Raw genomic sequence first — 21,491 nt, forward strand, 5'->3', positions numbered from 1 at the left:
TAATCAATTATTTATTATCACAGATACGGCGACCAGGCAGGGAATTTAACCTGACCATCAGTTGCCGGAAGACGCGCTTTGAAACGCCCATCTGTAGAAACCAAATTCAGCACGGATCCCATCCCCTGAGAAGAGCTGTAGATTACCATAGTGCCGTTAGGTGCCAGACTTGGCGTTTCATCCAGGAACGTTGACGACAGGACTTGTACGCCACCCGCTACCAGATCTTGTTTGGCAATGTGCTGCTGACCATTGGCTGAGCTTACCATTACCATAAACTTACCGTCGCTGCTCACATCCGCATCCTGGTTTTGCGAACCTTCCCAGGTAATACGCTGCGGAGCACCGCCGTTGACGTTAACTTTATATACCTGCGGACGACCGGCCTGGTCAGAGGTAAAGGCCAGGTTTTGGCTGTCCGGGAACCAGGTAGGTTCCGTGTTGTTGCTGCGACCATCCGTCACCTGACGGATCTGACCGGAACCAATGTCCATGACATACAGGTTCAGGCTACCGGTTTTAGACAGGGCAAACGCCAGTTTGCTGCCATCCGGAGAAAACGCAGGTGCACCGTTGTGACGTGGGAACGACGCTACCTGACGAACCGCGCCATTAGACAACGTCTGAATAACCAGCGCAGAACGACCGCTTTCGAAAGTGACGTATGCCAGCTTTGAACCGTCCGGAGACCATGCCGGAGACATCAGCGGCTGCGGAGAACGGTGTACCACGAACTGGTTGTAGCCATCGTAGTCGGATACACGTAATTCGTACGGGAACTGGCCGCCGTTCGTCTGAACAACATAAGCGATACGGGTACGGAATGCACCTTTAATACCGGTCAGTTTTTCAAACACTTCGTCACTTGCAGTATGGCCCGCGTAACGCAACCACTGCTTGTTCACTTTATAGGTGTTCTGTGCCAGTACGGTACCCGGTGCGCCACCGGTATCTACCAGTTGATAAGCAACGCTGTAGGAACCATCCGGATTAGGCGTAACCTGACCTACTACCACGGCATCAATACCCAGCGCAGACCATGCGGCAGGTTGAACTTCCTGTGCGGTACCCGGCTGCTGCGGCAGGCGAGAACGGTCTAACGGATTAAATTTACCGCTGTTACGCAGGTCAGCACCTACGATACCACCGATATCTTCAGGTGCAGCACCCGGCCCTGCCCACTGGAAGGGGACAACACCAATCGGGCGTGCCGAGTCCACCCCCTGGGTGATCTCGATACGTACTTCTGCGTGCAGCACCGCTGCCCACAGCATCAGAAAACCAAATGCTACTCGTAATGCCTGCTTCATCATATCTCCCTTATCTGGACGGAAAGCCCACGATAATTTAGCAGAATGTTAACAAACTCAAATACACAAAACTACCAGAACGCTGTCTCAACCTTAGACCGTTTCCCCTGAATTCTCAGGGACGTTATTACAGTTTAAAGTCCAGCTTGGCATCTTTTACTTTTTCATAAACAGCCTGGCTAGGCGGTTTAGGAATTCTGGCTGTTTTCGCAGCCGTCAGCGCAGCCTGGCACAATGCCGGATCTCCGCCCTCTTCGGTCACATCCAGTAACAGACCATCGGGTGCTAACTTGATATGTAATACGCAAGATTTACCCGCATACAAATCGGCACCATACAGACGGCTCTGGATCGCATTACGAATTTGAGATGCGTAAGCACTGATATCAGCGCCAGATGCACCGCCATTTGCACCACTTGTACCACTATCTTTCGCCGGTTGACCGTTTCCTTTCGCTCCACCACCCGATTTCGGTGCATTCTTACCGGAGCTTAAGTCGCCTAACAAGTCGTCAACGCCAGAGGCTGCAGCTGCTTTTTCGGCCGCAGCCTTTTTCGCAGCCGCCGCTTTATCTGCCGCAGCTTTCTTATCGGCAGCGGCTTTCTCGGCTGCAGCTTTTTTATCTGCTGCTGCTTTTTCCGCTGCGGCTTTCTTATCAGCCGCAGCCTTTTCAGCAGCGGCAGCTTTCGCGGCAGCGGCTTTTTCTGCTTTCTCTGCAGCAGCTTTCTCGGCTGCTGCTTGCTTAGCGGCTTCAGCCTGAGCTTTCTTCGCAGCGTCTGCGGCAGCCTTAGCAGCTTGTGCTTCGGCAATTTTCTTCGCATCAGCGGCGGCTTTAGCGGCTTCAGCCTCTGCTTTTTTCTGTGCGTCCGCAGCGGCTTTCTTCGCGGCATCTGCCGCTTGTTTCGCCTGAGCATCTGCTTTGGCCTTCGCGTCTGCAGCAGCCTTCGCCGCAGCTTCTTCAGCCTGTTTCTGTTGCTCTTGCGCTTTCGCGGCGGCGGCTTCGGCCTGTTTCTGCTGTTCCGCCTGTTCGCGCACTTTTTCCTGCGCGGCTAAACGTTCTTTTTCAAGTTGCTTCAGTCGCTCTTGCTCGGCCGCCTGCTTCTCGCGAAGCTCTTCAGCTTGCTGCTGCGCCTGTTTTTCACGCTGCTCTTCTGCACGTTTAGCACTTGCCTGCTGTTGCTGCTGCCTGTCGTACTGTTGCACAACGGCGCCAGGATCGACCATAACGGCGTCGATGGACGAACCGCCACCGCCGCCGGCTGAAGCATCAATGTGCTCATCGAACGAACTCCAGATCAGCGCTGCAAATAAAATGACATGCAGCACCGCTGAAATAATTATCGCCCTTTTGAGCTTGTCGTTTTGTTCGGTTGCCTTTGACACTCTCGGTTCCCAAAAAACTGTTCGCCTGTTACGCGCTATCTTTCAAGCCAGCAAAACGCAGTCATCAGATTGGCTGCGTCATCAAGCCAACCGATTTTACGCCTGCACTGTGTAACAAGTTCAGCGCTTTAATTATTTCATCATAAGGCACGTCTTTCGCACCACCGATTAAAAAGACCGTTTTCGGATTGGTCTGCAGGCGACTTTTCGCTTCCGCGATAACCTGCTCCGGCGGCAGTTGATCCATACGATCTTTCTCAACGACCACGCTGTATTGCCCTATCCCGGAAACTTCAATAATGACCGGCGGTTCGTCGTTACTGCTGACAGCTTGCGATTCGGTCGCATCCGGCAGGTCAACTTCCACACTCTGCGTAATAATCGGCGCGGTTGCCATAAAGATCAGCAACAGCACCAGTAGTACATCGAGCAGCGGTACAATATTGATTTCGGACTTGAGTTCGCGACGACCTCGTCCACGCGTTCTGGCCATGGCTTACCCCTTGTTGCTCTCGCTAACGGTAAACGCCTGGCGGTGCAGAATCGCGGTGAACTCTTCCATAAAGTTGTCGTAATTCAGTTCCAGCTTGTTCACGCGCTGATTCAGTCGGTTGTAAGCCATAACCGCCGGGATTGCCGCAAACAGACCGATAGCCGTTGCAATCAACGCTTCCGCGATACCCGGTGCGACCATTTGCAGCGTTGCCTGTTTTACCGCGCCTAACGCGATAAATGCGTGCATGATCCCCCAAACGGTACCGAACAGACCGATATACGGGCTGATGGAGCCGACGGTGCCAAGGAATGGAATATGCGTTTCCAGCGTTTCCAGTTCACGGTTCATCGAGATACGCATCGCACGGGATGCCCCCTCAACGACCGCTTCCGGCGCATGACTATTCGCCCGATGCAGACGCGCAAACTCTTTGAATCCGCTGTAGAAAATTTGTTCCGAACCCACCAGATTATCACGACGCCCCTGGCTTTCCTGATACAGGCGCGACAATTCAATGCCGGACCAGAACTTGTCTTCAAATGCTTCAGCTTCACGTGAAGCCGCATTAAGAATACGGGTCCGCTGGATAATAATGGCCCAGGATGCGATTGAGAAACCAATCAAAATCAACATGATAAGTTTAACCAGAAGGCTTGCCTTCAGGAACAAATCAAGGATATTCATGTCAGTCACTGCTTAAACTCCGCGACAATAGACTTGGGAAGCGCACGAGGCTTCATTTTGAGTGGATCAACGCAAACAATCAGAACTTCGGCTTCATTCAGCACGGTGTTCTCTGCGTTGACAATGCGTTGCGTGAAAACCAATGAGGTGCCACGCATTGACGTAATTTCGGTTTGGACTTCGAGCATATCGTCGAGCCGGGCAGGCGCAAAATACTCCAGCGTCATCTTGCGCACCACAAAGGCTACACGTTCGGCCAACAGGACCTGCTGACTGAAGTGATGATGACGCAGCATTTCTGTGCGTGCTCTTTCGTAAAAAGCGACGTAGCTGGCGTGGTATACCACCCCACCGGCATCGGTGTCTTCATAGTAGACACGAACCGGCCATCGAAACATATACTTGTTCATTCTTACTGCCTCTTTGTTGGCTTCGCCCACTCACACCGGTCGCTTAACTTTGTAGGCGCCTGGTGACTCGCGTTCTTGCCGCCGCGATGCTTCAAGAATGTCGTTGTATATCGCGCTGTATTCACTTTACATCCCGGTAATGCAATTAAGTTGCGTCCTGATGGTCCAGTGTCGCCACCGCACACAACTCCAGGGCACAACCTTAGGTTAATGCTTTCAAACTTCGCTACTATACGCGCGGGAATGGTGCTTTGGAATGGGGGAAAGTAAACGGAGAGTAAAAATTTATGGGCTTATGCAAGCCCATAAATATTTAAGGATGTTTCTTATTCAAAAGAAGAAGAAAATCAGACCAACAACCAGGACGATATCCGCGATTAGCGGGCAGAAAATGCCCTGCCAGTGTACGGCGCGAGGACGAAAACCAACGCCGTGAATGATGCCTGCGCAGACCGCCCACATCAGCAGGAGACCATGCCAGATTTCCAGCTCACTGGTTTTGGCCGCGAAACGTGACGGATCCCAGAATATGCAGCCAGCCAACACGATTGCCAGCACAAAGGAAAGCGCCCGCAAGGGGCGCTTATCCATCGCGTTATACTGCATCGCGATAATGTTGGTCATCAGCTATCTTCTTGTCCGGCTTTGCCTGATTCAACGTGCTCAAGCGCCAGCGCTGTGATTATCCCAAATGCACAGGCAAGAAGCGTTCCCAAAATCCATGCGAAATACCACATTTTAAGCTCCTTACTTAGTACAGAGAGTGGGTGTTGCTTTCAATATCTTCTTTGGTGATGCGACCGAACATCTTCCAGTAACACCAGCCGGTGTACAGCAGAATGATCGGAACGAACACACAAGCTACATACGTCATCAGATTCAGCGTCAGCTGGCTGGACGTTGCATCCCACATGGTCAGACTTGCGTTCATCATGGTGCTGGATGGCATCACAAACGGGAACATTGCGATACCAGCCGTCAGGATGATGCAGGCTAACGTCAGTGAAGAGAAGACGAACGCCCATGCCCCTTTCTCCATACGAGAAGTCAGGATGGTCAACAGCGGCAGAACCACGCCCAGTGCAGGAACCAGCCACAGGATAGGTGCATTGTTAAAGTTCACCATCCATGCGCCAGCCACGCGAGCCACTTCTTTGGTCAGCGGGTTAGAGGCGGCATGATGATCCAGTGCTGAGGTCACAACATAACCGTCAATACCGTAAATCACCCACACACCAGCCAGCGCGAAGCAGACCATAGTGACCAGTGCCGCAACCTGCGACGTTGCACGCGCACGCAGATGCAGTTCACCTACCGTACGCATCTGCAGATAGGTCGCGCCCTGGGTGATGATCATCCCAACACTCACGACACCCGCCAGCAGACCAAACGGATTCAGCAACTGGAAGAAGTTACCGGTGTAGTACAAACGCATGTAGTCGTCTACGTGGAACGGAACCCCTTGCAGCAGGTTGCCGAACGCCACGCCAATAACCAGCGGTGGAACGAAGCTACCAATGAAGATGCCCCAGTCCCACATGTTGCGCCAGCGCATGTCTTCAATCTTGGAGCGGTAATCAAAACCGACCGGACGGAAGAACAAAGACGCCAGTACCAGGATCATCGCCACATAGAAACCGGAGAACGCAGCGGCATACACCATCGGCCAAGCAGCGAACAGTGCGCCACCCGCGGTGATGAGCCAAACCTGGTTACCGTCCCAGTGCGGGGCGATGGAGTTAATCATAATTCGACGCTCGGTATCATTACGACCGAGGAAACGGGTGAGCATGCCCACCCCCATGTCGAAGCCATCAGTGACCGCGAAACCAATCAGCAGAATGCCAACCAGCAGCCACCAGATAAAACGCAATACTTCATAATCGATCATTTGACGACTCCTGTCTTAGCGTGCCGGCTGAGAAGTCACAGTGGACTGCTCGTAGTGATAACGACCGGTTTTCAGGCTACTCGGCCCAAGGCGTGCGAACTTGAACATCAGATACAGTTCAGCCACCAGGAACAGGGTATACAGGCCGCAAATCAACAGCATCGAGAAGATGAGGTCGCCAGCGGTCAGCGAAGAGTTCGCTACGGCTGTTGGTAACACTTCACCAATCGCCCACGGTTGGCGGCCGTACTCTGCAACAAACCAACCGGATTCAATGGCAATCCACGGCAGAGGAATCGCATACAGCGCGGTGCGCAGCAGCCATTTTTTCTCACCGATACGGTTACGAATCACGGTCCAGAAGGACACTGCGATGATTGCCAGCATCAGAATGCCGCACGCCACCATAATACGGAAAGCGAAGTACAGCGGCGCAACGCGAGGAATAGAATCTTTCGTTGCCTGCTGAATTTGCGCTTCGGTCGCGTCGGTGACGTTATCTGTATAGCGTTTCAGCAGCAGACCATAACCCAGGTCTTTCTTCATGCTGTTGAACTGGTCGCGAACGGCCTGATCGGTAGTACCCGCACGCAGTTCTTCCAGCAGTTGATACGCTTTCATCCCGTTACGGATGCGCTCTTCGTGCTGCACCATCAGGTCTTTCAGACCAATGACCGGTGTATCAACAGAGCGGGTGGCAATGATGCCCAGCGCATAAGGAATTTGAATCGCAAAATGGTTTTCCTGCGCATCCTGGTCCGGAATACCGAACAGGGTAAAGGAAGCCGGTGCAGGCTGCGTTTCCCATTCCGCTTCAATAGCAGCGAGTTTGGTTTTCTGCACGTCGCCCATTTCGTAACCGGATTCATCACCCAGAACGATAACAGACAGAATAGCAGCCATACCAAAGCTGGCGGCGATTGCAAAAGAACGTTTAGCAAACGCGAAGTCACGACCGCGCAGCATATAGTAGGAGCTGATCCCCAGAACGAACATCGCGCCACAAACATAACCAGATGCCACAGTGTGAACAAATTTCACCTGTGCTACCGGGTTGAGCACCAGTTCAGAGAAGCTCAGCATCTCCATGCGCATGGTTTCAAAGTTGAAATCCGCGGCGATTGGGTTTTGCATCCAGCCGTTCGCAACCAGAATCCACAGTGCGGACAGGTTAGAACCCAGGGCCACCAGCCAGGTGACGCACATATGCTGGACTTTACCCAAACGGTCCCAGCCGAAGAAGAACAGACCTACAAAGGTGGATTCGAGGAAGAAGGCCATCAAACCTTCAATCGCCAGCGGCGCACCGAAAATATCCCCTACATAGTGGGAGTAGTAAGACCAGTTAGTCCCGAACTGGAACTCCATGGTCAGACCGGTTGCCACACCCAGAGCGAAGTTGATACCAAACAACTTGCCCCAGAACTTGGTCATATCTTTATAAATCTGTTTGCCGGAAAGGACGTAGACCGTTTCCATGATGGCCAGCAAGAACGCCATACCTAGCGTCAGTGGCACAAACAGGAAGTGGTACATCGCGGTCAAGGCAAACTGTAAGCGCGACAGTTCGACTATATCTAACATCATGACTCCTTGCTCATCGCATGAAGACTCCGAGAGTGAACCCCGTTAGAAAGGGTCACACGCATGCCCCAATACAAATTTATCTGCTTCCCTCCGCCGCTGCTCTTTCTTCTCATTTGAAGAAAGGACAATGAAGAAAGGTTACAAACATGTTAATAAAACACTCAAATTGATCCCGCAATTATATTACGCCGTAAAATCCTTACAATAAACAGGTTTTTATCGAGGTAAATTTGCATTTTTCGATAGTGATCAATTTATAGCTAATTTATCACTTTCAGACCAATTTGATCTGCAGCAATTTAACCTCTTTTGAGGCTGTTTACCAAGATTTAAACATTGATTTAAATCAATTTTCAAATTTAATGTTAATAGTGTTTAACAGTCAGGCGACTAGTGAACGCCATGTTAACGGTATGTTTTTCAATGAGTAATTGCCGTTACTACAAATGATAGGATATTTATTTAAATCTACACGATCTTTTAACCCGCCCGACTGACAAAATTGCCAGCAGATAAAGAGTCACTATTGCCGGGTAGCTCACAGTTTTTTGTTTAGCAAGTCATGGAATTGTTATTTCATACAAATTATTCATTTAAATTTTACTTATAATTAACACCAAGATGTAACTATCTCAAATGGAAGCGAAAGCGTCCCTCATTGACAGACGCATTGGGTTTGACGTCCTCAGCACAGCGCAGGCGTATCGCTTAAAGCATCACTGAAAGTTATCACTCACTTCTCTTTTTCTCTTATGTGGCAACGTTTAAATATGCCACAAACAATTCATTATCATTTTTATCTTAAATTTAACAAAATATAATTATGTCATATAAGATTAAAAAATAAAAAACCGTTATCCCGTTCACAAGTTATTTAGTAAAGGTAATTTTTTAAATTATAAAAAATGACGCATAAATGAGGCGCACAACAAAATAAGATTTCGATCACAAACATGGCAAGTCATTTATTCGTCATTTTCCTGGTAAATTAAAAAAAACTGCAAAAACAACACCCAACCATCTGATAAACAAGGGTTTTTACAAATAAAAAATATAACAATCATTTTGCGCAGGATATTTTGAAAATAGATCAATTGCTTCCTTTTCCGCTTACACAGAAACTCCGACCCTATTAAGAGGTTGTCACAAGCCATGTTCTAAATATTAGAAAATAATTTTCACTTATTGACCATCAGCCCTACAGAGGATTACCCATGAAGAAATCTACACTTGTTATTGGCGTCATCGGTGCTGACTGCCATGCAGTAGGTAATAAAGTTCTGGATCGCGTTTTTACTGCTCATGATTTTCACGTAATCAACCTCGGGGTGATGGTGAGCCAGGATGAATATATTGATGCCGCGATTGAAACAGGCGCCGATGCCATCGTGGTGTCCTCTATCTACGGTCATGGCGACATTGACTGCCTCGGGTTACGTGAGCGCTGCATCGAACGCGGCCTCGGCGATATTCTGCTGTACGTCGGCGGCAACCTGGTAGTTGGTAAACATGACTTCGGCGATGTGGAAGTGAAGTTTAAGGAGATGGGTTTTAACCGCGTCTTCGCACCGAGCCACGACCTGGAAGATGTCTGCGCGCTTATCACCAATGATATTCGCCAACACAATGGCCTCGAGCAGCGTTGCCTGGAAGAGGCTATCTGATGCAAACAGTTTCTGTCGATATCGGCTCGACATGGACCAAGGCTGCCCTCTTCGCCCATGAAGGCGAGGAATTAACCCTGGTAAACCATGTCCTGACCCCAACCACCACACATCATCTGGCAGACGGTTTTTTTGCCAGCCTGAATCAGGTGCTGAACGTTGCCGATGCTCGCCCGTTACTGAAAAGTGGTGAAGTGCAGTTGAAATACTCCTCCTCGGCCAAGGGTGGACTCGCCGTTGCAGCAATGGGGCTGGTGCCTTCCATTACGCTGGAATCAGCAAAAGTTACCGCCCATTCGGCAGGAGCGAAAATCGCGCAATATTATTCGTACAAACTGAACCGGCATGACATCCAGGAGCTGGAATCATCACCGCCAGACATTCTGTTGTTTACCGGCGGTACAGACGGTGGCGAAGAAAGCTACGGCCTGGCGAATGCGCACGCGCTGGCAGGCTCAACGCTTGATTGCGCCATTATCTACGCCGGAAATCGGGACATTCAGGACGAAATACAAACGATTCTGGGACATAAAGATCTGACCACGGTAGACAACATTCTGCCTGACCTCGATCACCCGAATCCGTTTGCCGCGCGCCAGGCGATTTGCGATGTGTTCTTGTCACGCATTGTCAAAGGTAAAGGTCTGGACGTCATCGTCGGCGAAACCGGCGAAGAGCCAATGCCGACGCCATGGACGGTATATGAGTTAGTCAAAGCCATTAGCGATTACGACAGCGCATGGAAGGAATTCATGCTGATTGATATGGGCGGAGCCACCACGGATGTCTATTCGGCCAGCGCGAATACCCTCTCCCCCGATACCGTCCTGCATGGTGTTCCTGAACCGTTCGTCAAACGTACCGTTGAAGGCGACCTGGGAATGCGCGTTTCCGCCGTCGTGGTGGGAGAAAGCACGCAGGATATGGTGAAAGTCATCTTCGCCCAACAACCGCAGCGCGAGGAAGCGTTTTACCGCTACCTACGTCATCTGGTTGGGCAACCGGATTACCTGCCACTCAGCGAGGAGGAGAAGTATTTCGACACCCTGCTGGCAGGTTTGTGCGTGGGCTATGCCGCTGAGCGCCACGCGGGCACTAAAAAGCAGGTTTGCACCTGCGTGGGTAACGTGGATTTACAGATGGGTCGCGATCTCACCACCGTACGCAAAGTCGTCGGTTCAGGGGGATGGCTCTCTCGCGCCAGCCAGTTCGATATCCATAGCTGGCTCAAATACCGGGAGCTGGACGACCAGGGTAAAAGAATTTTGTTACCGAATCAGTTTGAGTATTACCGCGATTCAAATGGCCTGCTCCCGCTACTGGCAAACGTCGCCAGGCTGTACCCGCAAGCCGCTGCTCGCACCAGCATTCAGTGTTTAACCCTATAAAACTTAAGGCAGCTACGAATGGAACTTCGAAATAAAAAATTGACCCATGACGAATTCATGACCGAAAGGCATCAGGTATTACAAACCTGGGAAACCGGCAAAGACGTTGAGAACTTCGAAGATGGCGTGAAGTACCAGCAATCAATCCCGGATAATAAGCGCTTCTCCCTTGCTCTGCTGAAGGCCGATCAGGAAGGGAAAACCCTGAGCCAGCCGCGCGCAGGCGTAGCATTAATGGATGAGCATATTGCGCTGCTCAAAACATTGCAGGAAGAGTGCGACCTCCTGCCGAGTACTATCGATGCCTATACCCGTCTGAACCGCTATGAAGAAGCCGCCGTCGGGATCCAGAAATCTATCGAAGCAGGTACTTCTAAGCTGAATGGTTTACCGGTCGTCAATCACGGGGTTGCTGCCTGCCGTCGTATGACTGAAGCGCTGGAAAAACCGATCCAGGTTCGTCACGGCACGCCGGATGCGCGCCTGCTGGCGGAAATCGCCATGGCCAGTGGCTTTACCAGCTACGAAGGCGGCGGCATCTCCTACAACATTCCTTACGCTAAACGTGTCACTCTGGAAAAATCCATCCGCGACTGGCAGTACTGCGACCGCCTGATGGGCATGTACGAAGAGAACGGTATTCGTATCAACCGTGAACCGTTTGGCCCACTGACCGGCACCTTGATCCCGCCGTTTATGTCCCACTCGGTGGCGATTATCGAAGGTCTGTTGGCTCTGGAACAAGGCGTGAAGTCAATTACCGTTGGCTACGGCCAGGTCGGTAGCCTGACGCAGGATATTGCAGCGATTCAGTCGCTGCGTGAACTTTCCCACGAATATTTCCATAACCACGGCTTCGACGATTACGAACTGAGTACCGTTTTCCACCAGTGGATGGGCGGATTCCCGGAAGATGAAGCAAAAGCCTTCTCCGTTATCGCCTGGGGCGCAGCGGTTGCCGGTATGTCAGGTGCCACCAAAGTGATCACCAAAAGCCCGCACGAAGCGTTCGGTATCCCAACGGCGGCAGCGAACGCCCAGGGTCTGAAAGCTTCGCGCCAGATGCTCAACATGGTCAGCGACCAGAAATTCCCGCAGTGCGCTGCCGTGGAGCAGGAAGTTGATCTGATTAAGAGCGAAGTCCGCGCGGTGCTGAAGAAAGTCTTCGAACTGGGCAATGGCGACATTGCGCGCGGTACGGTGCTGGCCTTTGAAGCAGGCGTACTGGATGTACCTTTCGCGCCCGCCGCCTGTAACGCCGGTAAGATCCTGCCTGTTCGCGATAACACAGGCGCCATCCGTATTCTCGAAGCCGGATCCGTTCCGCTGCCGAAAGACATTCTCGCCCTGCACCACGACTACGTCGCAGAGCGCGCGCATTTCGAAGGCCGCAAGCCTTCTTTCCAGATGGTCATTGATGACATCAACGCCGTATCCCACAGTAAATTAATAGGAAGACCATAATGAAAATTAAACAGGCCCTTTTCACAGCTGGCTACTCCTCATTTTATTTTGACGATCAGCAGGCCATCAAAAACGGCGCCGGTCATGACGGGTTTATCTATACCGGCGCTCCGGTAACGCCTGGATTTACGTCTGTTCGTCAGGCGGGTGAATGCGTATCCGTACAGCTGATTCTGGAAAACGGCGCAGTAGCAGTGGGCGATTGTGCAGCGGTGCAATATTCAGGTGCAGGTGGACGCGATCCGCTGTTCCTGGCTGAAAACTTCATTCCGTTCCTCAACGATCACATCAAACCGCTGCTGGAAGGCCGCGACGTTGATTCGTTCCTGACCAACGCCCGTTTCTTTGACGAACTGCGTATTGACGGCCATCTGCTGCATACCGCCGTACGTTATGGTCTGTCTCAGGCGCTGCTCGACGCGGCGGCACTGGCTACCGGTCGTCTGAAAGCAGAAGTGGTTTGTGATGAATGGCAACTGCCGTGCGTCCCGGAAGCCATTCCATTATTTGGCCAGAGCGGCGACGACCGTTATATCGCTGTCGACAAGATGATCCTCAAAGGTGTGGACGTCCTGCCGCATGCGCTGATCAATAACGTAGAAGAGAAGCTGGGCTTCAAAGGCGAAAAACTGCGTGAGTACGTCCGCTGGTTATCAAACCGCATCCTGAGCCTGCGCACCAACGAAACCTATCACCCGACGCTGCATATTGATGTCTACGGCACCATCGGTCTGATCTTCGATATGGATCCGGTGCGTTGCGCCGAATACATCGCCAGCCTGGAAGCCGAAGCTCAAGGCCTGCCGCTGTACATTGAAGGCCCGGTAGATGCCGGTAACAAGCCGGATCAGATCCGCATGCTCACCGAGATCACTCAGGAGCTTACCCGTCTGGGTTCCGGCGTGAAAATTGTTGCGGATGAATGGTGTAACACCTATCAGGATATCGTGGACTTCACCGACGCGGGCAGTTGCCACATGGTGCAGATCAAGACCCCGGATCTGGGCGGTATTCACAACATCGTTGATGCGGTGCTGTATTGCAACAAACACGGAATGGAAGCCTATCAGGGTGGTACCTGTAACGAAACGGAAATCAGTGCGCGTACCTGCGTACACGTCGCGCTGGCTGCGCGTCCAATGCGCATGCTGATCAAGCCGGGTATGGGTTTCGATGAAGGTCTCAACATCGTGTTTAACGAAATGAACCGCACCATCGCGCTGTTGCAAACTAAGGATTAAGAGATGGCACGCACATTTAAGATCTTATCGCCTACGGCTATCCTGGGTTATGGCTTCCCGGAAGAAAGTTTTCGTAAAGCCATGGAAGAGTCACCGGATCTTATTGCTGTTGACGCAGGTTCCTCCGATCCAGGCCCCCACTATCTGGGGGCGGGTAAACCCTTTACCGACCGGGCCGGTGTGAAACGCGATCTGCGCTATATGATCGTGGCAGGCGTGAAGAACAACATCCCGGTAGTGATCGGCACGGCCGGTGGTTCTGGCGCAGCTCCGCATCTGGAGTGGTGTCGCCAGATAATCCATGAGATCGCACAGGAAGAAAAACTGTCCTTCTCAATGGCGTTAATCCCGTCTGATGTCGACAAAGAAATCGTTCATCAGGCGCTGGATAACGGCAAAATCACCGCGCTCGATTTTGTGCCTGAACTGACTCACGATGCAATTGAAGAGAGCACCTACATTGTCGCGCAGATGGGCGTCGAGCCTTTTCAGCGTGCGCTCGAAGCTGGCGCGCAGGTGGTTCTGGGCGGACGTGCCTACGATCCGGCCTGCTTCGCCGCGCTGCCAATAATGCAGGGCTTTGATGAAGGTCTGGCACTTCATTGCGGGAAGATCCTTGAGTGTGCTGCCATTGCTGCCACCCCTGGCTCCGGCTCAGATTGTGCGATGGGGATCATTGATGACAACGGCTTTACGCTGAAGGCGTTCAATCCCAAGCGTAAGTTCACTGAAACTTCCGCTGCGGCGCACACCCTGTATGAGAAGTCCGATCCGTACTTCCTGCCAGGACCAGGCGGCGTGCTGAACCTGAAAGCGTGCACCTTTACCCAGGTTAACGAGGGCGAAGTGTATGTCAGTGGTTCACGTCATGAAGAAACACCGTATGCGTTGAAACTGGAAGGCGCGCGTCAGGTTGGCTTCCGTTGCCTGACCATCGCCGGAACGCGCGACCCAATTATGATTGCCGGGATTGACACCATTCTCGAAGAGGTACAAGCAAGCGTGGCGCGTAACCTCTCACTGAATGACGACAGTATCCGCATGACGTTCCACCTGTATGGTAAGAACGGTGTGATGGGCAACCATGAACCGATGAAAACCGCCGGTCATGAGCTGGGGATTTTACTGGATGTCGTTGCGCCGACGCAGGATATCGCCAACAGCGTTTGCTCGCTGGTACGCTCTACCCTGCTGCACTACGGCTATGAAAATCGCATTGCGACTGCGGGCAACCTCGCCTTCCCGTTCTCGCCATCTGATATTCAAAGTGGACCGGTGTATGAGTTCTCGATCTATCACCTGATTGAAGCGAGCGATGCGCTGCGATTTGATTTCCACATTGAACAGGTGACGCCAGAAGGAGTTCAGGCATGAAACACTCAATTTGTTCACTGGCGCAGGTTATTCGCTCCAAAAACGCCGGACCGTACGAACTGGTTTTAGATATTTTATTTAAAACCAGGGAAGACTATCAGCGGGTAAAAGCCTGCGAGCAATTAACGCCGCAGCTTATTGCCAGTTTATATAATGTTGAACCTGACTTCATTCACAATATCGTGTGGTTCGATCCGGCGAATGCCGTAAAAATCGTCATGCCGCGCGATATTATTTCCGGCAACGTCGGTGACAATGATGTTTATGGTGCTCAGCAACACGCTCCATTATTAAGTATTGAGTTCGACTTGTAACAAAACACACAATAACAACCATTGGAGCACTGAATTCAGCGGTATCACAGTGCTTCGAATTATTCATGCGGTTGGTCACAACAGGCGTGCGTCTGAGCTGCTGTCCAGGCTCAGGCGCACGCCACCCTACACAATTCAAATTACCAGCCTTTATCCGATGGAGTACACATGAAGAAAATAAGTTTAACGAAGATGATCATATTAGGCCTGATACTCGGCATGATTGCCGGGGTGGCCATAAATAATATGGCCGCGGCTGAAACAGCAAAATCCTATGCAGCAGATATTTCTATTTTTACCACCATATTCTTACGCATGGTAAAAATGATTATCGCGCCATTGGTTATTTCAACTCTGGTTGTTGGTATTGCCAAAATGGGCGATGCCAAAACGCTGGGACGTATATTTTCGAAAACCTTCTTCCTGTTTATTTGCGCCTCTCTGGTGTCAATTGCACTGGGTCTGGTTATCGTTAACATCTTCCAGCCAGGCGCGGGGATCAACTTCGTGCCACATGACGTCGGGGCCGTTGCCGCCGTTCAGTCAGAGCCATTCACGCTGAAAGTGTTCATCTCGCACGCGGTACCGACCAGTATTGTCGATGCGATGGCGCGTAACGAAATTCTGCAGATCGTGGTGTTCTCAATTTTCCTCGGTTGCAGCCTGGCCGCAATTGGTGAAAAAGCCGAGCCTATCGTGAAGGTTCTGGATTCACTGGTACACGTGATGCTGAAGCTGACGGGCTACGTCATGCTGTTTGCACCATTGACCGTTTTTGCCGCTATTTCTGGTCTGATTGCCGAACGTGGTCTGGGTGTAATGGTCAGCGCCGGGATCTTCATGGGTGAATTCTATCTGACCCTGGGTATGCTGTGGGCAATCCTGATTGGCCTGTCAACCATGATAGTCGGGCCTTGCATCGCGCGTTTGACCAAATCAATCCTCGAGCCTGCACTGCTGGCCTTTACTACCTCCAGCTCAGAAGCCGCCTTCCCGGGCACCCTGGACAAGCTGGAAAAATTCGGCGTTTCTTCAAAAATCGCCAGCTTCGTTCTGCCTATCGGTTATTCCTTTAACCTGGTCGGCTCCATGGCGTACTGCTCATTTGCCACCGTCTTTATTGCTCAGGCGTGCAACATTGAGCTGAGCATGGGCGAGCAAATTACCATGCTGTTAATCCTGATGCTGACCTCTAAAGGGATGGCGGGCGTACCGCGTGCATCAATGGTGGTTATCGCCGCAACCCTGAACCAGTTCAACATTCCTGAAGCTGGTCTGATCCTGTTGATGGGCGTCGATCCATTCCTCGATATGGGTCGTTCTGCTACCAACGTCATGAGTAACGCAATGGGTGCTGCCATTGTAAGTCGCTGGGAAGGTGAACACTTCGGCCAGGGTTGTCGTGGCACTGCGCCAGTGAAGACCCCGGAACAAGAACGTCCGGTTACCGAAACAGAAGTCGCGTTGTCCTGATACGACGTTATTGCCGGATGGCGCTTGCGCTTATCCGGCCTGCATAACGTTTCACTATCCGTTGGCCGGATAAGGCGGTACACCGCCATCCGGCACCATGATGAGTACACCAACAGGATTGCACCATGACTAAAACTCTTCTCGGCGTGAGTATTTTTTCCTTCAGCGTTTTGTTCAGCGCAACGACTCTCGCGCAAACCACGCCGGATTACGCAAAGCTTATCGACCAGGCACATCAAAAATATAAAAGTAACCACGATGGAAAAGTCGCCGACTACATCCCTGCCCTGGCGACCTACAGCCCGAATAACTTTGCCATTACCATTGCCACGGTGGACGGCAAGATCTACCAGGTTGGCGATGTTAACAAACCCTTCCCCATGGAATCCCTGAGCAAAGTCTTCACCATGGCGCTCGCCATGGAACAGCACGGCCCTCAGGTGGTGCTGGATAAACTCGGGGCCAATGCCACTGGCATGCCCTTCAACTCCGGTTTAGCGGTTGAGCTGACCAAAGGCGCACCTGAGAACCCGCTGGTAAACGCCGGGGCGATGAGCACCGTTAGCCTGATTGAAGCTAAAGACAAAACCGATCGCTGGAACAAAATCCTCGACAACCTGAACGTCTGGGCCGACGCCACGCTCACGGTTAATGAGCCGGTCTTTAAATCCGAGATGGAAACCAACCAGCACAATCAGGCGCTGGCGAAGCTGATGGAATCCTATAACAGCTTCTATGGCAATACCGACGAAGCTGTCGAAATTTATACCCGTCAGTGCTCGGTGGATATCACCGTTGAGCAACTGGCCAAAATGGGGGCGGTACTGGCGAACAAAGGCAAATCTCCATTCAACGGCAAGCAGTTGCTGAATGAAAAATATGTTCCGCAGGTGCTGGCAGAAATGGCGATTGCCGGACTATACGACGGCAGCGGTAAATGGCTCTACACCGTGGGCATCCCGGCAAAAAGCGGCGTCGGCGGCGGCATGGTCGCCGTTGTCCCGGGCGAATATGCGATTGCCGTCTATTCTCCGCCGCTGGATGAAGCCGGTAACAGCGTTCGCGCCCAGAAAACGATCGAATATGTCGCCGAAGCGACAAAAGCCAATGTCTTTTTAGCGCATTAAGCAATTACGGATGGCGTGAGCGCCATCCGACATATTAACTAAAAGGTGAGATGTAAACATGTCTAAACCATTTGTCTGGCAGGAACTCTTTGTTCAGAGTAAAGATAATACCGAATATGAATTACTGAGTAACCAGCACGTTGCGGTAACGGAGTTAGACGGAGAGGAAGTGATTAAGGTTGCGCCAGAAGCGCTAACCTTATTAGCCCAGCAGGCATTTTATGAGGCTTCATTTTTCCTGCGCGCCGGACATTTAAAACAGATAGCCAGCATTCTGCACGATCCGCAGGCCAGCAGTAACGATAAGTACGTCGCATTGCAACTGCTACGCAATGCTGAGGTTTCGGCCAAAGGCGTCCTGCCCAACTGCCAGGATACCGGGACCGCAACCATTGTGGCCTGCAAAGGACAGCATGTCTGGACCGGCGGCGATGACGCAGAAGCATTAAGCAAAGGCGTGTACACCACCTTCACTGAAAACAACCTGCGTTACTCGCAAAATGCCCCGCTGGACATGTATACCGAGGTCAATACCCAGACTAACCTGCCGGCGCAAATCGACATCAGCGCCACGCCGGGTAACGAATACCGTTTCCTGTTCGTCAACAAAGGCGGCGGCTCTGCTAACAAAGCGGCGCTGTTCCAGGAAACCAAATCTATTCTGCAGCCGGAAAAGCTCACCGCGTTTCTGATCGAAAAAATGAAATCACTGGGTACAGCCGCCTGCCCGCCGTATCACATCGCTTTCGTCGTTGGAGGCTTGTCCGCCGACCAGACGCTGAAGGTTGCCAAACTGGCTTCAACTAAATATTACGATAACCTGCCCACCAGCGGGAACGAACTGGGTCAGGCATTCCGCGATACAGCGCTGGAAGCCGAGCTGCTCAACGCCAGCCGCGAGTTTGGCATCGGCGCGCAGTTTGGCGGCAAATACTTTGCCCACGATATCCGGGTGATCCGCCTGCCACGCCACGGCGGCTCCTGCCCTATCGCCATGGCTCTCTCCTGCTCAGCCGACCGCAACATCAAGGCCAAAATCAACAAACACGGAATCTGGCTGGAGAAACTCGAGCATAATCCGGGCAAATTTATTCCCGATTCACAGCGGGTAGAAAATAGCGCCCAGACCGTACAACTGGATCTGAATCGTCCGTTGCGCGAGATCCTGCATGATCTCACCACTCTGCCAATTGGGACGCGTTTATCGTTAAACGGCCCGATTGTTGTGGCTCGCGATATCGCGCATGCCAAAATCAAAGAGCGCCTGGATAACGGCGAACCAATGCCAGATTACATGAAAAACCATATCGTCTATTACGCGGGCCCGGCTAAAACCCCCAGTAATCTGGCCTGCGGTTCGCTAGGTCCCACAACCGGCGGGCGCATGGACGGTTACGTCGATGCTTTCCAGGCCGCGGGCGGCAGTCTGATCATGTTGTCGAAAGGCAACCGCAGCGCGCAAGTCACGGATGCGTGTCGCAAACATGGTGGTTTTAACCTTGGCAGCATTGGCGGCGCCGCAGCCTTGTTGGCGCAGCAGTACGTGAAGAGCCTGCACTGCCTTGAATATCCCGAGCTGGGAATGGAAGCGGTGTGGATGATGGAAGTTAAAAATATGCCGGCCTTCGTATTAGTGGATGATAAAGGCAATAACTTCTTTAGCCAGTTTGAGCAGCAGCATCGCTGCGCAACCTGTCCGGCAGGACATTAAGGAGTCACCATGGAAGCGCGAGCCAATAATGACAGACACCGCCAGCGTCAGCAGAAACTGAAAGAACAGGTTGATACCCGCGTGGCGGCGGCAACGGAGAAGAAAGGGATCCTGATTGTCTTCACCGGCAACGGTAAAGGAAAATCCACCGCAGCCTTTGGTACGGCAACGCGCGCGGTTGGTCACGGAAAAACCGTTGGCATCGCGCAGTTTATTAAAGGCCAGTGGGATAATGGCGAGTACAACACGCTGCAACCGCTCGGTGTCGAATTTCATATTATGGGCACCGGATTTACCTGGGAAACCCAAAATCGGCAAGCGGATATCGAGGCGGCAACGGTAGTCTGGCAGGAAAGTAAGCGCATGCTGGCTGATCCGCAGTACGATCTGGTGGTGTTGGATGAGCTTACCTACATGCTGGCTTACCACTATCTGGACACCCAGGAGGTTATCAGCGCCATCGAAAATCGCCCTGCGGAGCAAAGCGTCATCGTGACCGGGCGCGGATGCCATGCGCTGTTACTGGAACTGGCCGATACGGTCAGTGAAATTCGCCCGGTCAAGCACGCGTTTGACCGCGGGATTCAGGCACAGATTGGAATCGACTGGTAGCCGTTCTTTTGCCGGATAACGATGCTAACGCGTCTTATCCGGCCTACCAATCGTTGTAGGCCTGATAAAGCGCAAACCACCATCAGGCAGCCGACACCACGGACTTACTGAGCAACCAGTTACGAAATGTCTGTAAATGCGCAGACTCCGATTTCTCTTCACGCCACGTCATAATGAAACGGTTCCCGGTGCGCATCGGAACATCGCAAGGAATGACCATATCACCATTGTCCAGATCGTGCTGAATGGCAAAACGAGGAAGCAGCGCAACCCCCAGATTAGAACGGACCGCCGCAATCAACATCGACAACAGATCAAATCTCGGGCCTTTATTTACCAGCGGGCTGCTGACGTTGGACAGCGCAAACCATTCCTGCCAGCCTTTGATTCGCGTACTCTGGTGCAACAGCGGGTATTCGTTCAGCAGTTCGTGGACTGACAGTTTCCGTTCCGGTTCGGCCAGCAGGCAGCGGCTGCAAACTGGCAGAATTTCCTCTTCAAACAGGTACTCAACCTCTGACCACGGTGAGTAGAAATCTTCGCGCATAATTGCCGCATCATACTCACGATTAAGAAAATCACCGATATTCGCCAGCGAATGGATGTTCACGATAATATCAGGATTGAGTTTGTTAAACTCGCGCAGGTTGGGGATCAACCAATGCGTACTGAACGTCGGATTTACCGCCAGCTCAATAACCTGTACGGTCGGTTGCCAGGTCATTATTGTGGTCGTATCGCGCTCGAGTTTATTTAACGTTTCTTTAACGATACTTAAATAGTGTTTGCCGGCCGCATTTAAAAAAATACGTTTTTTGGCATGATTAAATAGCGCGGTATTAAGAAAATCCTCCAGTGCATTCACCTGGCGGAAAACAGCACTTTGTGTTAACGCCAACTCTTCAGCTGCCCTGGTATAACTTTCGTGACGCGCAACCACTTCAAAAGTTACCAGCAACTCCGTCTTGGGTATTTTTCCTCTCATAACCTCTTCCATATGCAGCGTACAAAAATAGTTTAATTTATAAAAAATAATTCAAGGCACCCAGATAAGCACCGAGAGTTATATTTTATTTTCTCCATTGATGTCATTGATCCAATCCATGATTTGCTCACACTGATGGCGGATAAATATTAACCAATAATACTCAAGCACAACAATAAACACAATTTAAATAAGGTTAAACTTAAGTAAATAGTGCCAATAAGTTCTTAATAATTTTTCAAGTCTTCTTGTTTATTGCAGAAAAAACTTTGCGAGATTAATCAATATTATCCACGCGCTAATCCTGGATAATTTCACGTTATAACTTACGGGCAAACGACTGCTTTTAATCATTTATTGATGTCGTTTGTGCCAT

General features: G+C 51.4%; 19 protein-coding genes and 1 pseudogene. 10 read left to right on the top strand and 10 right to left on the bottom strand.

The features are described from left to right. Positions 1–17 precede the first annotated feature (17 nt). The 9 genes from tolB to cydA form a co-directional block, all read right to left on the bottom strand. A complete protein-coding gene (gene tolB, locus GFC06_RS20545) occupies positions 18–1,310 on the bottom strand; it encodes a Tol-Pal system beta propeller repeat protein TolB (RefSeq protein ID WP_003022981.1) in 1,293 nt (430 codons plus the stop codon). Positions 1,311–1,437: 127 nt separating this feature from the next. Next, entirely contained in the window at positions 1,438–2,694 is a 1,257-nt protein-coding gene (tolA, locus tag GFC06_RS20550) for a cell envelope integrity protein TolA (protein WP_016152313.1), read from the bottom strand. Between the two features lie 64 nt (positions 2,695–2,758). After that, a complete protein-coding gene (gene tolR, locus GFC06_RS20555) occupies positions 2,759–3,187 on the bottom strand; it encodes a colicin uptake protein TolR (RefSeq protein WP_003022978.1) in 429 nt (142 codons plus the stop codon). A 3-nt stretch (positions 3,188–3,190) separates the two neighbouring features. After that, positions 3,191–3,883, bottom strand: coding sequence for a Tol-Pal system protein TolQ (gene tolQ, locus GFC06_RS20560; RefSeq protein WP_016152312.1), 693 nt, complete (start codon positions 3,881–3,883; stop codon positions 3,191–3,193). Continuing rightward, positions 3,880–4,284: a tol-pal system-associated acyl-CoA thioesterase gene (gene ybgC / locus GFC06_RS20565; RefSeq protein WP_003831439.1), complete on the bottom strand. Its 405-nt coding sequence runs from the start codon at positions 4,282–4,284 to the stop codon at positions 3,880–3,882. Before ybgC ends, tolQ begins: the two co-directional genes overlap by 4 nt. 330 nt (positions 4,285–4,614) lie before the next feature. Then, entirely contained in the window at positions 4,615–4,908 is a 294-nt protein-coding gene (ybgE, locus tag GFC06_RS20570) for a cyd operon protein YbgE (protein WP_016152311.1), read from the bottom strand. After that, positions 4,908–5,021, bottom strand: a complete 114-nt coding sequence (gene cydX / locus GFC06_RS20575; RefSeq protein ID WP_003022970.1) for a cytochrome bd-I oxidase subunit CydX — start codon at positions 5,019–5,021, stop codon at positions 4,908–4,910. The genes ybgE and cydX overlap by 1 nt, the downstream gene beginning before the upstream one ends. Before the next feature lie 14 nt (positions 5,022–5,035). After that, complete coding sequence (cydB, locus tag GFC06_RS20580) at positions 5,036–6,175, bottom strand: cytochrome d ubiquinol oxidase subunit II (protein WP_016152310.1); 1,140 nt, start codon at positions 6,173–6,175, stop codon at positions 5,036–5,038. Between the two features lie 15 nt (positions 6,176–6,190). After that, entirely contained in the window at positions 6,191–7,759 is a 1,569-nt protein-coding gene (gene cydA / locus GFC06_RS20585; protein ID WP_016152309.1) for a cytochrome ubiquinol oxidase subunit I, read from the bottom strand. Positions 7,760–8,976: 1,217 nt separating this feature from the next. On the opposite strand from cydA, the gene glmS reads away from it, so the two are divergent. The 10 genes and pseudogenes from glmS (at position 8,977) to cobO (ending at position 20,130) form a co-directional block, all read left to right on the top strand. Beyond that, positions 8,977–9,426, top strand: a complete 450-nt coding sequence (gene glmS / locus GFC06_RS20590) for a methylaspartate mutase subunit S (RefSeq protein ID WP_016152308.1) — start codon at positions 8,977–8,979, stop codon at positions 9,424–9,426. Further along, positions 9,426–10,814 (top strand): methylaspartate mutase accessory protein GlmL, encoded by a 1,389-nt coding sequence (gene glmL / locus GFC06_RS20595; protein ID WP_047497777.1) that lies wholly within the window; start codon positions 9,426–9,428, stop codon positions 10,812–10,814. The genes glmS and glmL overlap by 1 nt, the downstream gene beginning before the upstream one ends. An 18-nt stretch (positions 10,815–10,832) precedes the next feature. Then, positions 10,833–12,278: a methylaspartate mutase subunit E gene (locus tag GFC06_RS20600; RefSeq protein ID WP_153690596.1), complete on the top strand. Its 1,446-nt coding sequence runs from the start codon at positions 10,833–10,835 to the stop codon at positions 12,276–12,278. Continuing rightward, positions 12,278–13,519, top strand: a complete 1,242-nt coding sequence (locus GFC06_RS20605) for a methylaspartate ammonia-lyase (protein ID WP_016152305.1) — start codon at positions 12,278–12,280, stop codon at positions 13,517–13,519. Before GFC06_RS20600 ends, GFC06_RS20605 begins: the two co-directional genes overlap by 1 nt. A gap of 3 nt (positions 13,520–13,522) precedes the next feature. Further along, the gene (locus tag GFC06_RS20610; RefSeq protein ID WP_016156013.1) at positions 13,523–14,893 is read left to right on the top strand and encodes an acyclic terpene utilization AtuA family protein; all 1,371 of its coding nucleotides are present in this window, start codon (positions 13,523–13,525) and stop codon (positions 14,891–14,893) included. Next, on the top strand, positions 14,890–15,207 hold the full coding sequence (locus tag GFC06_RS20615; protein WP_016152303.1) for a DUF4387 domain-containing protein: 318 nt from the start codon (positions 14,890–14,892) through the stop codon (positions 15,205–15,207). Before GFC06_RS20610 ends, GFC06_RS20615 begins: the two co-directional genes overlap by 4 nt. Before the next feature lie 168 nt (positions 15,208–15,375). Beyond that, a pseudogene (locus tag GFC06_RS20620) lies at positions 15,376–16,657 on the top strand (dicarboxylate/amino acid:cation symporter); the annotation flags it as partial. Between the two features lie 148 nt (positions 16,658–16,805). Next, positions 16,806–17,807, top strand: a complete 1,002-nt coding sequence (glsA, locus tag GFC06_RS20625) for a glutaminase A (protein WP_016152301.1) — start codon at positions 16,806–16,808, stop codon at positions 17,805–17,807. Between the two features lie 58 nt (positions 17,808–17,865). After that, the gene (locus GFC06_RS20630; protein WP_153690597.1) at positions 17,866–19,518 is read left to right on the top strand and encodes a class I fumarate hydratase; all 1,653 of its coding nucleotides are present in this window, start codon (positions 17,866–17,868) and stop codon (positions 19,516–19,518) included. Positions 19,519–19,527: 9 nt separating this feature from the next. Next, on the top strand, positions 19,528–20,130 hold the full coding sequence (gene cobO, locus GFC06_RS20635) for a cob(I)yrinic acid a,c-diamide adenosyltransferase (RefSeq protein ID WP_016156012.1): 603 nt from the start codon (positions 19,528–19,530) through the stop codon (positions 20,128–20,130). Positions 20,131–20,212: 82 nt separating this feature from the next. On the opposite strand, the gene GFC06_RS20640 is transcribed toward cobO, so the two are convergent. Then, positions 20,213–21,115: a LysR substrate-binding domain-containing protein gene (locus GFC06_RS20640; RefSeq protein WP_047359471.1), complete on the bottom strand. Its 903-nt coding sequence runs from the start codon at positions 21,113–21,115 to the stop codon at positions 20,213–20,215. Positions 21,116–21,491: the final 376 nt, after the last annotated feature.

Source organism: Citrobacter braakii (assembly GCF_009648935.1).
Taxonomy (GTDB): domain Bacteria; phylum Pseudomonadota; class Gammaproteobacteria; order Enterobacterales; family Enterobacteriaceae; genus Citrobacter; species Citrobacter braakii.

Bases quoted from the DNA above. Each gene is read 5' to 3' on its own strand.
- tolB (WP_003022981.1), bottom strand. From the start codon at position 1,310: ATGAAGCAGGCATTACGAGTAGCATTTGGTTTTCTGATGCTGTGGGCA.
- tolR (WP_003022978.1), bottom strand. From the start codon at position 3,187: ATGGCCAGAACGCGTGGACGAGGTCGTCGCGAACTCAAGTCCGAAATC.
- ybgC (WP_003831439.1), bottom strand. From the start codon at position 4,284: ATGAACAAGTATATGTTTCGATGGCCGGTTCGTGTCTACTATGAAGAC.
- ybgE (WP_016152311.1), bottom strand. From the start codon at position 4,908: ATGACCAACATTATCGCGATGCAGTATAACGCGATGGATAAGCGCCCC.
- cydX (WP_003022970.1), bottom strand. From the start codon at position 5,021: ATGTGGTATTTCGCATGGATTTTGGGAACGCTTCTTGCCTGTGCATTT.
- cydB (WP_016152310.1), bottom strand. From the start codon at position 6,175: ATGATCGATTATGAAGTATTGCGTTTTATCTGGTGGCTGCTGGTTGGC.
- cydA (WP_016152309.1), bottom strand. From the start codon at position 7,759: ATGTTAGATATAGTCGAACTGTCGCGCTTACAGTTTGCCTTGACCGCG.
- glmS (WP_016152308.1), top strand. From the start codon at position 8,977: ATGAAGAAATCTACACTTGTTATTGGCGTCATCGGTGCTGACTGCCAT.
- glmL (WP_047497777.1), top strand. From the start codon at position 9,426: ATGCAAACAGTTTCTGTCGATATCGGCTCGACATGGACCAAGGCTGCC.
- GFC06_RS20600 (WP_153690596.1), top strand. From the start codon at position 10,833: ATGGAACTTCGAAATAAAAAATTGACCCATGACGAATTCATGACCGAA.
- GFC06_RS20605 (WP_016152305.1), top strand. From the start codon at position 12,278: ATGAAAATTAAACAGGCCCTTTTCACAGCTGGCTACTCCTCATTTTAT.
- GFC06_RS20610 (WP_016156013.1), top strand. From the start codon at position 13,523: ATGGCACGCACATTTAAGATCTTATCGCCTACGGCTATCCTGGGTTAT.
- GFC06_RS20615 (WP_016152303.1), top strand. From the start codon at position 14,890: ATGAAACACTCAATTTGTTCACTGGCGCAGGTTATTCGCTCCAAAAAC.
- glsA (WP_016152301.1), top strand. From the start codon at position 16,806: ATGACTAAAACTCTTCTCGGCGTGAGTATTTTTTCCTTCAGCGTTTTG.
- GFC06_RS20630 (WP_153690597.1), top strand. From the start codon at position 17,866: ATGTCTAAACCATTTGTCTGGCAGGAACTCTTTGTTCAGAGTAAAGAT.
- cobO (WP_016156012.1), top strand. From the start codon at position 19,528: ATGGAAGCGCGAGCCAATAATGACAGACACCGCCAGCGTCAGCAGAAA.
- GFC06_RS20640 (WP_047359471.1), bottom strand. From the start codon at position 21,115: ATGAGAGGAAAAATACCCAAGACGGAGTTGCTGGTAACTTTTGAAGTG.